The 12,565-nt window shown below is 42.2% G+C and carries 10 protein-coding genes; all 10 read right to left on the bottom strand.

Annotated features, from left to right (window positions below; all coding sequences use genetic code 11):
• Positions 1–188 precede the first annotated feature (188 nt).
• The 10 genes from GO009_RS04805 to GO009_RS04760 all read right to left on the bottom strand — a co-directional run bounded on the left by GO009_RS04805 (position 189) and on the right by GO009_RS04760 (position 12,537).
• The gene (locus GO009_RS04805; protein WP_163625075.1) at positions 189–1,484 is read right to left on the bottom strand and encodes a Zn-dependent hydrolase; all 1,296 of its coding nucleotides are present in this window, start codon (positions 1,482–1,484) and stop codon (positions 189–191) included.
• A gap of 153 nt (positions 1,485–1,637) precedes the next feature.
• Positions 1,638–2,240: a TetR/AcrR family transcriptional regulator gene (locus GO009_RS04800; protein ID WP_163625074.1), complete on the bottom strand. Its 603-nt coding sequence runs from the start codon at positions 2,238–2,240 to the stop codon at positions 1,638–1,640.
• A 14-nt stretch (positions 2,241–2,254) separates the two neighbouring features.
• Positions 2,255–3,655, bottom strand: coding sequence for an efflux transporter outer membrane subunit (locus tag GO009_RS04795; RefSeq protein ID WP_163625073.1), 1,401 nt, complete (start codon positions 3,653–3,655; stop codon positions 2,255–2,257).
• A gap of 16 nt (positions 3,656–3,671) precedes the next feature.
• Entirely contained in the window at positions 3,672–6,815 is a 3,144-nt protein-coding gene (locus tag GO009_RS04790; protein WP_163625072.1) for an efflux RND transporter permease subunit, read from the bottom strand.
• Positions 6,816–6,847: 32 nt separating this feature from the next.
• Positions 6,848–7,924, bottom strand: coding sequence for an efflux RND transporter periplasmic adaptor subunit (locus tag GO009_RS04785; protein WP_239057385.1), 1,077 nt, complete (start codon positions 7,922–7,924; stop codon positions 6,848–6,850).
• A gap of 52 nt (positions 7,925–7,976) precedes the next feature.
• The gene (locus tag GO009_RS04780; protein ID WP_163625070.1) at positions 7,977–8,456 is read right to left on the bottom strand and encodes a GbsR/MarR family transcriptional regulator; all 480 of its coding nucleotides are present in this window, start codon (positions 8,454–8,456) and stop codon (positions 7,977–7,979) included.
• A gap of 103 nt (positions 8,457–8,559) precedes the next feature.
• Entirely contained in the window at positions 8,560–8,958 is a 399-nt protein-coding gene (locus tag GO009_RS04775) for a hypothetical protein (protein WP_163625069.1), read from the bottom strand.
• A gap of 8 nt (positions 8,959–8,966) precedes the next feature.
• Positions 8,967–9,986, bottom strand: a complete 1,020-nt coding sequence (gene pheS, locus GO009_RS04770; RefSeq protein WP_163625068.1) for a phenylalanine--tRNA ligase subunit alpha — start codon at positions 9,984–9,986, stop codon at positions 8,967–8,969.
• The gene (locus GO009_RS04765) at positions 9,979–10,671 is read right to left on the bottom strand and encodes a ceramidase (RefSeq protein ID WP_163625067.1); all 693 of its coding nucleotides are present in this window, start codon (positions 10,669–10,671) and stop codon (positions 9,979–9,981) included. The genes pheS and GO009_RS04765 overlap by 8 nt, the downstream gene beginning before the upstream one ends.
• A gap of 12 nt (positions 10,672–10,683) precedes the next feature.
• Positions 10,684–12,537 (bottom strand): SulP family inorganic anion transporter, encoded by a 1,854-nt coding sequence (locus GO009_RS04760; protein ID WP_163625066.1) that lies wholly within the window; start codon positions 12,535–12,537, stop codon positions 10,684–10,686.
• Positions 12,538–12,565: the final 28 nt, after the last annotated feature.

Here is a 12,565-nt window from a genome sequence, read left to right as displayed (position 1 = left end):
CGCCGCCCTTGCCGAAAAGGTTCTTGCCCGACATGAACTGGTCAAGCACCTTCTTTTCAAATTCTGTCTGTTCCTCTGTTCTCATGGTTCTGTCTGAATAAAATTAATGTTTAAATCTATTTCAGACAGAGTTTAATTTACACCCTCTAACGAAAAAGTACTGTGATCAACAAAGCCGACAGAATACGTCAATCCAACTTCTTGTCCAAGGACAAAATGGAATGCAAAAGCACATTGGTACCATTTGCCATATCTTCTGCCGAAGTAAACTCTTTGGGCGAGTGGCTGATACCCCCTTTGCTCGGCACAAAAATCATCCCAACGGGTGCAAATCTTGATATGTCCTGCGCGTCATGACCAGCACCACTGGGCATATATTTATAGGTTAATCCAAGAGCCTTTGCCGATGCCTCGATTTCCTTTTGAATGCTTGTATCGGTCAAAGCAGGTTCCGCTGTAGTGTCCAAGGGCAAAAATTCCACGGAAACATCGGAAGCTATGGCTATCTCCTCCGTTTTTTCCTTGATGGCCTCGTATACCTTTTGAATCACTTTGGAGGATAGGTCCCGTATCTCTAAACTTGCAATGACCTTACCAGGTATTACGTTTGGAGCACCTGGCTCGGCCTTGATCCGACCCACTGTTCCTACTTGAGAACCTTCGAAGCTATTGGTAATCTCGTTTACGGCCACAATATATTTGGCTGCCGCCAACAATGCATCTTGTCGAGCATTCATGGGGGTAGTCCCTGCATGGTTCGCAAATCCGGTGAAGACTACATCCCACCAATTAAGGCCAACAATACCTTCGACAACGCCAATATCCAATTTTTCTTTTTCGAGTTTGCCTCCTTGCTCAATATGAAGTTCCAAGAAGGCTGCTAGGCTACCTTTTTTGCGTTTGGCCTCTTCCAGTTTCGTGGTATCTCCCCCAATTCGCATAATGCCTTCACCCATGGAATATCCCGTAGAATTTACCACCGATAGCGCCGATTTTCCAAGGTTTCCTGCCATGGCCCTGCTTCCCATCACACCACCTTCTTCATTCGGAAAAATGATAACTTCCAGCGGGTGGTTGGTTTCTATATTGTTCTCGTTAAGGGTTTCAATCACTTCCAAAGCCGCCATAGAACCCAAACAGCCATCATAATTCCCACCGTTGGGTACCCTATCAATATGGGAGCCAAAAGCAATTGGCTTTTTTGACGAATCTGTTCCATCCCGTTTTCCAATAATGTTCCCTGCTGCATCTACTTTTACCTCCATTCCAAAACCCTTTAGGGTTTTAATCACCCAATTTCGGGCCTCAATATCAGCATCGCTAAAGGCAACCCGTTCGGTTTCGCCATTTTCCTGAAGTCCGAATTCTGCAAGATTAAAAATTCTCTTTTCTAGTCGGTCTTGATTGATTTTGAGGTCTGATTGTTGTGCAATTAAAATTCCAAAGGAAAAAATGGTCAATATAGGTGTGAGCAATTGTTTCATAATTACCTGCTTTTTTGAAAGATAGGAATTTAGGAATAACTATTTTCAAAAAATTAGGCAGTGTTTTTTCTAGTGGGGGATTTTAATTCATGGTCCATCAATTTCCGTTCAGTAATTTAAAGGGAAATCTCTTAAAATTGATAGGAAGGAGTACTATTGTAAGGGGCTTTTTTGAAGATATTCCAATGTAAGAATGCCCCGTAGGTTATTGATAATGATGTGTTCCAGCAATTCGTGGATGCTATATTCATCGAATAGATTGACCTTTGAATACACGGTCTCCTCCATTCGGGACAAAAATAGTGTACAGACCAATTCAACATTGACATTATTTCTGACTTGCCCCAATTCTTGGGCTTTTTTTAAAAGGGGGCATACAATATTCCATACAATGTCCTTTTTTACTTGGGCGTATATTTCATAAGCCTTGGGATAATATTTGTGGAGCCCGTGTAGAAAAGCGGGGTTGATTTCCTGAAAGGTGATCAACCCTTGCTTATATATAAATATTACCGTGGTAAGGGGTTGGTCCTCGTTGGGGTTTTCGAGCATGTAATTGTCCACATTGGCCCGAATGTTGTCCAAGTAATACCCAAGACTTTCCTTTACCAGCTTTTCTTTGCTGTTGAAATGTTTGTAGAGGGTTTTTTTGGAAATACCCAGATTTTTGGCCAGTTCATCCATGGAGAACCTTTTGCTTCCAAACTTGGTGAAGTTTTCAATGGCGTAGGCCAATATGTTGTTTTTATCCCCCAATACTATTGTTGTTTTTATCTCCAACCTCCGCCAAGGGCCCTGTACAGCTCCACAATGGCGCTAAGTTGGGCGTATTGTGTATCTACGTAATTGAGCTTGGAATTCAATGCATTTTGACGTGCGGTCAATACTTCCAAATAATTTGCGAGACCATTGTTCAAAAGCTCTTCGGAATAATCTTCGGCTGTTGAATAGGCTTCAAGTTCTTTGGAGCGGGCCTCCATTTTTTGGGTTTCCGCTTCATAAGTATAAAGGGCATCGCTCACTTCTCGTCCAGCCGTGAGCAATGCTTGTTTATAGCTCAACAATGCTTGTTCTTGTTTGGTCTTGGCCACTTCCACTTGGGTGCGCAACTGTCTTCCGTTAAAAAGGGGTTGTGTCAAAGAACCTACCAAAGTTGAAAAGAGTGAGCTTGCATCCAACCAATTATCAAACTCCAAACTCTGAAAACCTCCCGAAGCGGATAAACTCAAAGAGGGATAGAGACTACTTTTGGCCACATTGGTCAATTCAAATGCGTTAATAAGACTGTATTCTGCCTGCATCACATCGGGGCGATTGGCAAGCAACAAGTAAGGTACCCCGGTACTCAATTCCGTATCAATGGTTTGATCGTCCAGGTCACCACGCTCTATTTTTTGTGGTCCTTCACCCAATAACATACTAAAGGCGTTTTCCAAAAGTTTGATGTTGTTCTTAAGGTCAATTACAATAATTTCGGTGGTATGGACTTGTGCTTCGGTCTGTTTTACCGCAACTTCTGTCACCTGACCGGCATCCTTTAGGGCAATGGTGGTTTCCAGACTGTTTTTTCTGGCTTCCAAGGTTTGTTTGGCAACTTCCAATTGTTTATCCAAAGCCATTAATTGATAGTAGGTGCTGGCTATGTTGGCGACCAATTCCGTTTTTACGGCTTGATGCGCGGTAACGCTCTGCAGATAGGCCGCACCAAAAGCTCTTTTATTACTTCTGATCTTGCCCCAAACATCGGCTTCCCACGAGAGGGTGCCGGAGAGTTCGTACTGCTCCAGGGCACTTGTAAAAAAGCTTCCAAACTGACTGTTTCGCGAGTTTTTTGTCCGTGTGAAGCTGGCCGTTCCGGAAAGTGTCGGATAATACCCCGCTTTACCTTGTTTTACATACGCTTCGGCAGCCACTACGTTTTGAAGTGCAATTCGAATGTCAATATTATTCTTTAACCCTTCTTCAATATACGATTTCAACTGTTCATTATTGAACAAGTCTCTCCAAGACACATCTGCCATGGAAACACTGTCCTGCGGTAGATTGTCCGTTCTGTATAGATTCTCAGTTTCTACCTCTGGCCTAGTGTAGTTTTTTGCCACAAAACAAGACTGTAGCAATAACGGTACCGAGAGTAACAGGATAAATTTATATATGGATTGTATTTTCATTTTTTAAGCTTTGTAGTTAAGCATTGTTTACTTTGATGGATTCCGGTTTTCCTGACATGCGTTCTTGCAGCGCTTGGAACACTACAAAGAGCACAGGCACCGCAAAAACTCCCAAAATGGTTCCGACCAGCATTCCCCCAACAGCACTTACACCTATGGATTGGTTTCCTACGGCTCCGATTCCTGATGAAAGGGCCAATGGCAATAGACCAAATATGAAAGCGAAAGATGTCATCAAAATTGGGCGGAGCCTGGCACGTGCCCCATCTGCGGCAGCATCAAAAAGTGATAGTCCTGCCCGTCTACGTTGCAGGGCAAACTCCACGATCAAAATGGCGTTTTTGGCCAACAGACCGATTAACATGATCAGGGCAATCTGGAAATAGATATTGTTCTGCAAGCCTGCCAAGTTGATGAAAAGAATGGCTCCTGCTATACCAAAGGGCAGGGACAACAAAATGGAAAGCGGTAGTATATAACTTTCGTATTGTGCACTCAGCAAGAAGTAAACAAACACCAAACTCAATATAAATATGAGGATTGTCTGTGAACCGGCATTGCTTTCTTCCCTTGTAAGTCCAGAGTAATCGTAGGTGTAAGAAGTTGGCAATACTTGGGCGGCCACTTCTTCAATAGCGGTAATGGCATCACCGGTACTGTAGCCCGGATTGGGAACTCCTGTTATGCTTACCGAACTCAACAAGTTGAATCGTTGCACGACCTCGGGGCCATAAATTTTCTTTAGGTCCACAAATTGGCTTACAGCGACGGATTCGCCATTGGCATTCCTAACAAAAATATGGTTCAAGGAGTTCTCGTTGGCCCGATCTTCGGGTTTGGCCTGAATCATAACACGGTACTGCTTACCAAATTTGTTGAAATCGGTAGCATAAATACCTCCAAAATAACCTTGGAGCGAATTAAAAATATCGGTTGCTGTCAACCCGGCCATTTTCACTTTCTCCATATCAATGTCCAAATTGTACTGTGGAAAACCGGGGTCGAACTGTGAAATGGCATACTGGATTTCCGGCCTGGCATTGAGCGCTCCCAAAAATTGGTTTTTTACATCGTTGATGGAATTCCAATCTTCGCCCGTTTTGCTCTGAAGCTGTACCTCAAAACCGGAACTGGTACCAAAACCTTGAATACTCGGAGGCGTAAAGTAAATGATCTCGGCATCATTGAAACCTGCCGTAATTCCGTACAGCTTTTGCATGGTCGCATTAACGGACAAAGAATCTGCATCTCTTTCGCTCCAATCCTTCAGCTTCATGATAGAGAATGCATAAGACCCGGCACTTACTCGGTTCAATAAACTGAATCCGGCTACACTCATTCTAGCGTCGATCACGTCCATGGATTCGTAAATGGAATCCAACTTCATGATGGTTTCCTCTGTTTTTTCAATGGTTGTTCCCGGAGGCATGCTCACATTAACAAAAATCATCCCACGATCTTCATCTGGTACAAACCCAGAAGGAGTTGATTTGAACAGGAATATGGCGAGTGCACTAAAACCGAGTAAAAGAACAAGGGTTATCCATTTTCTTTTCACCAAAGTACCAATGGTATTGGTGTATTTATTTGTCATGGCCGTAAAACCAACATTAAAAGCCTTAAAAAAACGGTTCAAGAAATTGGATTTTTTACCTTTTTCTGGATTATGGGGCTTTAGGAACAATGCCGCCAAGGCAGGACTCAAGGTCAACGCATTAACGGCTGATATTAAAATAGCAACGGCAAGGGTAATACCAAACTGTTGGTAGAAAACACCTGAAGATCCTTTGATAAAGGAAACCGGGATGAATACCGCCGACATTACCAAGGTAATGGAGATAATGGCCCCAGAAATTTCGCTCATGGCATTTTTGGTTGCGGTTTTTGCAGAGTCGGCACCCTCTTCCAACTTGGCATGAACGGCTTCGACCACCACAATGGCATCATCCACTACAATACCAATAGCCAAGATCATAGCAAAAAGGGTAAGCATATTGATGGAGTATCCGAATAATTGTAGGAAGAAAAAGGTACCTACAATGGCCACGGGTACCGCAATGGCGGGGATAAGGGTGGATCTAAAATCCTGAAGGAACAGGAACACCACAATAAATACCAAGATAAATGCCTCGATCAATGTTTTTACAACGTGATCGATGGAGGCATCCAAGAAATCTTTGGAGTTAAAGGGGATTACATAATCCAACCCTTTTGGAAAATCTGCTTTGGATTCTTCCAAGATGGTTTCAATTTCGTCGATGATTTCCTTTGCATTGGATCCAGATGTTTGGTAAACCCCCACAGCAACACCGGGGTTTCCCATACCAGAGTTTTTTCTAACGTAGCTAAGTGCCCCCAACTCGATTTCGGCAACATCTTTTAAGCGAAGAAACCCTCCGTCTTCAGTAGTTTTTAAAATAATGTTTTCATATTCTTTTACCTCGGAGAGCCGTCCTTTGTATTTCATTACATATTCAAAAATACCATCAGCATTTTCACCAATTTTACCGGTTGCTGCTTCGGTATTCTGTTCCCTCAATGCCGCCTGGATATCGGCTGGCACCAAATTGTATGCAGCCATTTTATCAGGAGAAATCCATATCCGCATGGAATAATCTTTGGCCCCAAATACGTTAACGTTACCAACCCCTTTGATCCTTTGTAATTGCGGAACCAGGTTTATTTTGGCATAGTTCTCCACAAAAGTGGCATCGTAATCCTCATTTTCAGAGTAAATGGAGAAAAATAGCAACGCACTGTTTTGGGCCTTTTGGGTAGTTACCCCTGTGTTTATAACTTCTTGCGGCAACAAGCTGTTGGCCCTTGCAACTCGGTTTTGAACGTTTACCGCTGCAATGTCGGGGTCAACGCCAAGTTCAAAAAATACGCTGATGTTGGCCGCCCCATCGTTACTGGCGGATGAGGTCATGTAGGTCATGCCTTCCACACCATTGATTTGCTCTTCAAGTGGAATCACTACACTTTTTAGTACTGTTTCGGCATTGGCTCCAGTATAATTGGCGTTAACCTGAACGGTTGGCGGAGCAATCTCGGGATACTGTTCTACAGGTAAAGTACTAAGCCCCAGAATACCCAATATCATAATAATTACGGATATTACAGTGGAAAGTACAGGACGATCTATAAATTTTTGGAACATATATAATTTGTTCTATAAATGATTGATGGCAATTATTGTTTTACGGGCTTGATGGTTTGACCATCTTTTAGTTTGGATACCCCTTCGGTTACGATGGTGCTTCCTTCTTCCAAACCTTCGTTTACGATGAATTCTTTATCGGTTTGCGCGACAATGTTCAATGGTTTTGTATTTACCGAGTTGTCATCATTCAATATAAATACCATTTTGGTTCCTTGGAGGTCAACCGTGGCAAATTGAGGGATAACAAAAGTATTTTCGTAGGTAGACGGCACCTTTATGGTTCCCGTACTGCCAGAGCTCAACAATTGGTTGGGGTTGTCAAAATCCGCCCTAAGGGTTACACTTCCTGTGGTTGGGTTGATAATGTTGTTCACCATGGCAATTTTTCCTTTTTGTGGATAGGTCTCACCATTGACCATTACAAGTTCTACTTCCGGAGTATTTTCAGATGAAATAGGAGTTCCTTTATCTGCCATTTCACTCTTCATTTGTAACAATTGCTTCTCGGTCATGGAAAAGTAGGCACGAACGCTACTAATGTCTGATACCACGGTTAGTGGCTCCCCCATGGTGCTGCTAACCAAAGCGCCCACTTTATAGGGAATCCCACCAATGTATCCGTTTACGGGGCTCACTATATTGGAATAGCCGATGTTGGCGGCAATACTGTTGTAGTTGCTTTTTGCCTGTTCCAATTGAGCTTTGGCGGTTTCCAATTGCACCTCGCTAATAATGTTTTTCTCAACTAAGGGAACCAGCTTGTCCACTTCCACCTGTGCCACATTTACAGCCGCTTTTGCAGCTTCGGCATCTTGGGAAAGCGTTTGTGTTTCCAGTTTAAAGAGCAACTGCCCTTTTTTTACTTGTTGTCCTTCTTCTACATATATTTTTTGAACAAATCCAGCAACCTTTGGCCAGATTTCTACATTTTGTAGACCTTGAATATTGGTGGAATACGAATTATATATTGTAATATCCTGTTTTTTAAGCGTACTGACTTTGAACGAGGGTGCTTGAGGCGCAGTGGCTTGCTGTTGGTTTTTACCCCCACAGGACATTAACAAGAGCACACCTGTTGCTACTACTATTGATTTGATTGTTTTCATGAACAAACTAAGGTTGTTAGGGTTATTGTTGGGTTTATGACTGTTGGAGAGATTACTCATCTATAATGGATTCTAATTTTTTGATTGATTTTTTAAGGATTTTTTCGTTGTCGCTTACATAATCCAGATACACTTTGGTTCTTACTTGACCTTCTTCATATTTTTTAGGGCTATTTTTTTTATGATAGCCCAAAACCAAGGTGATTATACTTTTTTCGGTTTCCATACGACTCAAGTTTTCTTGAAGCTTGGAAAGAAAGAAGTTCTTTTTCTTAGCAGTGGTGAAATACCTTCTTCTATCACCGGGTTTGGTAAAATAGGTAACCAGGCCCATGTTTAATAAAAGGTTCAAAGAGGTAGAGGTAGAGCTTTTGCTTGCACCCCGTTTTTCCAAACAATCCTCAAAGGTGATTCCGTCCTCATCGGTTAAAATTAGTATTGCATATATCCGGGCGGCCAGGGGAGGTAAGTTGTGTTCCTTCTCTAAATGAAGCCCTAAAGTTTCTATTATTTCTTCCTTCGTTTTTTCCATAGATGGATTTTTGAAGGTGCAAAATTAATATTGGTTCGGAACAAACCGAACTAACAAAAACTAAATTTTTGTTAAAAGAAAGTGTTCGTTGACAAAACACCCATCAATCCTTAGCGAGAATCCCTTCCTTATCTATAATTGGAATTGTGGTAAGATGGTCTTCGGCAATAGTATGTTTAGGGAATAGGAACCTTTTTTCAAACAGTTTGTTTTCGGCAAAAAAGGTAACAAAGAATTCATTGTTGAGCGCCAGCACTTCTTCTTGCAGGAATTCAATTTTTTTAAAGGACTTGGGTTCAACAACCCCTATGCCATGTCGCATGGTAGAGGTTTTTTTATCCTCGTCAAAACCTTTGGAAACAACAATGGTCATTTCAATCACATCTGTTCTGTTATTGATCAGGTAGACATTCCAGTCTTTGGAAAGAAATTCATCGTTCCACTCGCGAATTACAGCAACATGAACATCCTTGGCTACGGGAATTTCAATATCCTTTTTCATAAAATGGTCTACAATGCGCTTTTGAATTGTTCCAAGAAGCGAACATCATTCTCGCTGAGGAGGCGAATGTCCGAAATTTGATGGAGCAACAACGCAATACGGTCTATTCCCATTCCAAAGGCAAATCCGGAATATACATCGGGGTCTATACCGCAATTTTTAAGTACATTGGGGTCTACCATACCGCATCCCATAATTTCCAGCCAGCCAGTTCCCTTGGTCATGCGGTAGTCCGTTTCGGTCTCTAGGCCCCAGTAAACATCAACTTCTGCGCTGGGCTCCGTAAATGGGAAATAAGAAGGGCGCAACCTAATTTTGGACTTGCCGAACATTTCCGATGTAAAATATTGCAAGGTTTGTTTTAAATCGGCAAAGGATACGTTCTTGTCCACATACAAGCCTTCCACCTGATGGAAAAAGCAATGGGAGCGAGCAGAAATCGCTTCGTTTCTATATACCCTTCCTGGAGAAATGGTCCTGATGGGCGGTTTATTGCTCTCCATATACCTTACCTGCACGGATGAGGTATGGGTACGCAAAAGGATATCCGGATCTGTTTGAATGAAAAAAGTATCCTGCATGTCTCTTGCAGGGTGGTATTCCGGAAGGTTTAGTGCCGTAAAGTTATGCCAGTCATCCTCAATTTCGGGACCTTCGGAAACATTGAACCCGATTCGGGAAAAAATATCAATGATCTGGTTCTTTACAATATTGATTGGGTGGCGGGAACCAATTTCAACAGGTTCCCCGGGACGTGTCAAATCCCCATATTTGCCAACAGTTTCTGTTTGGCTCTCCAAGGCTTCCTTAAGGGCATTGACCTTATCGGTAGCGGCATTTTTTAATTGATTGACAACCTTGCCAAAATCTTTCTTTTGCTCGTTGGGCACATTCTTAAATTCGGCAAAGAAACTGTTCAAAAGCCCTTTTTTTCCTAAATACTTAATTCGGAATGCTTCAATTTCTTCTATTGAGGTTGAAGTAAATTTTTCTACTTCGTCTATGTGTTCCTTTATGGTATCAATCATGATGGCTTACGCTATTGGCGGACAAATTTAGCAAATTGTCCTTGAATATATAGGCAATAAGAAAATGTACTGCAATTCCGCCCAAAAGATGCCACAGCCAATGGGTTCCCATCGGAAAGAAATTTTGATGCAGATCAATGCTTCTAAAGAAAATCGCAACTCCAAAAATTACAAAGGAAACAATCACAAAAACAATGTTCCTTCCTTTGGTCCTGACCAAATACCATGTTATGGGAACGAGTATGGTTACAGCCGTTATTACATATCCTAAAGAAATTCTCAATCCAGATGGAATGGGCAGCATCCGAAATAAAAAAGAAGCCCCGAGCAACACGACGACCCAGAACACCCTCTTCCACCTAGATTTAACCAGCTTAAAAATAAAGTGGATGACCAAAGCAGCACATAAGAGCATAATGGGCATCCAATCCAAACGCAACCAGAATTCGTGGCTCCGGGTGGCATGGTAGATGGTTCCACCAATATAACTGGCGCCAATTATGGGAAGCACACATGCTAAAAATTGATGTTGCTTTGGATTTTTATACACTTTTATGCCCCAATAAATAATCAGGAACAAAAAGATGAGATTGCTATAGGTGTTAAAGGGTTCAATGGGAAATCTACCCTCAACGGTTTCCAGATATATAGGTCCTGAATCTTGTGGGAACTCTTGAAGAAGCATCAAAAACGTATATTATTCTTGGTGGTTTAAGTTTTTATCAACCCAATCCAAACAGGATTTAAAGTTTTTGAAGATATGTTCTTTTGGAATAAGGTCCGGGATAATATCAATACGTTCCAACATATAACGGGGCTGGTCCAGAATATTGACCAAGAGCACAAGAATATCTTTTCGTTTTAAATCTTGCAACACATCTTCCATGGCATATAGGCCCGTTTGATCCATATACTGCATCCTGCCCATTCGTATTATTACTGTTGAAGCATCGTCGGGGATTTGCGAGGCCAGTTGTTGAAACTCGTTGGTAGATCCAAAAAACAAAGGTCCCTTTATGTGTTTTATAAAAACTTCATCTTTGATTTTTTGGGGAATATTTTTTTCATCGGACCACGCTTCTTCACGCAAGGCCCTCACATTGGAACGTTGTGCTGTCAGATCCCCAATTTTTTTCATAAACATTAAAGAGGCAATTACAAGGCCGATTCCAACAGCATATACCAAATTCCAAATGGATGACAATACCATTACTACCAACATGATGATAACTTCGGAACTGAGTTTTAAAGGCCCCAATTTTATGTCTTTGGGCAAGTGGGGAATGGCTTTTAGCCCTCTGTAATCCATCACGCCAATACCTACTGTTACCAAAATACCTGCCAATACTGCGGCGGGTATTTGTGATGCTACTGGCCCCAAGGCAAGTAAAATAACAAGTAATAGTAAGCCGGCAATCATACCGGATAGTCTTGTTTTACCCCCGGAGTTTATGTTTACCACAGTCCTGATAGTGGCACCAGCGCCAGGAATACCCCCAAAAATAGCTGCAATACTGTTTCCAATGCCTTGGCCTACCAACTCTTTGTTGGGTTTATGTTTGGTCTGGGTCATATTGTCCGCGACCACGGAAGTAAGCAGTGAGTCTATGGCACCAAGCAGTGCCAATGTAAGTGCAGTAAAAATATAGGGCGTGACAACATTAAGGTTGAAGGCTGTAAAAATTTCAAAATTGGGGATGGGTAGCCCACTTGGAATCTGTTCAATGGGCCTATAATCCAACCCAAATCCGAAAGCTGCACCAGAAACTACGATCAGGGCAACCAATGTGCTGGGGATGGTCGTTGTTATTCGTTTAAAACCGTAAATAATGATAATGGTTGCCAAGGCCAAGGCCAATTCCAGCCAATCAATGTCCTTGAGTGCCCTGGGCAGTACTTTAAATGTTCCCATTACCCCCGATGCATCTTTTGAAGCCAAGGTACCGGCTTCTTTTAACATATCGGAATGTGAAATTTTTTCGGCACGCTTAATGGTTTCCGTAAAGTTCTCTAAAACCAAAATACCCTCTCCGGCCTCTTCATGCAGTATATTTTCTAAAATAGCCTCTTCGGCCTGGGGCATAAATTGGTTGACGTAGGCTTCATCTTCTTCTGGATAGTATCCTACGGCCGGCAATATTTGGGTAACTAAAATGATGATTCCAATAGCGGTCATAAAACCTGAAACCACAGGATATGGAATGTATTTTATATATTTTCCTAAGCCCAATAGGCCCAAACCAACCTGCATAATCCCTGCCAATAGGAAAACAGTTAAAATAGCGGGAAGTGCCTTGTTGATATCCCCATCGTTAACGGCAATAATACCTGCAACAACAACCATGCTCACGGCTGTCATTGGAGCGGTTGGGCCCGAAATTTGTGTGTTGGTTCCACCGAAAAGAGCGGCAAAAAAACTAATGAAAATTGCCCCGTACAAACCGGCACTAGGGCCTAAACCAGAACTTACACCAAAGGCAAGCGCCAAAGGAAGGGCCACAATGCCCGCGGTAATTCCTCCAAACAAATCTCCTTTTAAGTGCTTAAACATGGTGTAGTGTTGTTTGCGTAGCTTTAAT

The organism is Allomuricauda sp. TY007, assembly GCF_010468565.1.
Taxonomy (GTDB): domain Bacteria; phylum Bacteroidota; class Bacteroidia; order Flavobacteriales; family Flavobacteriaceae; genus Flagellimonas.
Note: the sequence above shows the minus strand (reverse complement) of the source record. Positions and strands in the feature narration are given on the sequence as shown.

What these genes read in the sequence shown, in the direction of transcription:
- GO009_RS04805 (WP_163625075.1), bottom strand. Translation starts at nt 1,484, where the DNA reads ATGAAACAATTGCTCACACCTATATTGACCATTTTTTCCTTTGGAATT.
- GO009_RS04795 (WP_163625073.1), bottom strand. Translation starts at nt 3,655, where the DNA reads ATGAAAATACAATCCATATATAAATTTATCCTGTTACTCTCGGTACCG.
- GO009_RS04790 (WP_163625072.1), bottom strand. Translation starts at nt 6,815, where the DNA reads ATGTTCCAAAAATTTATAGATCGTCCTGTACTTTCCACTGTAATATCC.
- GO009_RS04785 (WP_239057385.1), bottom strand. Translation starts at nt 7,924, where the DNA reads ATGAAAACAATCAAATCAATAGTAGTAGCAACAGGTGTGCTCTTGTTA.
- GO009_RS04780 (WP_163625070.1), bottom strand. Translation starts at nt 8,456, where the DNA reads ATGGAAAAAACGAAGGAAGAAATAATAGAAACTTTAGGGCTTCATTTA.
- GO009_RS04775 (WP_163625069.1), bottom strand. Translation starts at nt 8,958, where the DNA reads ATGAAAAAGGATATTGAAATTCCCGTAGCCAAGGATGTTCATGTTGCT.
- pheS (WP_163625068.1), bottom strand. Translation starts at nt 9,986, where the DNA reads ATGATTGATACCATAAAGGAACACATAGACGAAGTAGAAAAATTTACT.
- GO009_RS04765 (WP_163625067.1), bottom strand. Translation starts at nt 10,671, where the DNA reads ATGCTTCTTCAAGAGTTCCCACAAGATTCAGGACCTATATATCTGGAA.
- GO009_RS04760 (WP_163625066.1), bottom strand. Translation starts at nt 12,537, where the DNA reads ATGTTTAAGCACTTAAAAGGAGATTTGTTTGGAGGAATTACCGCGGGC.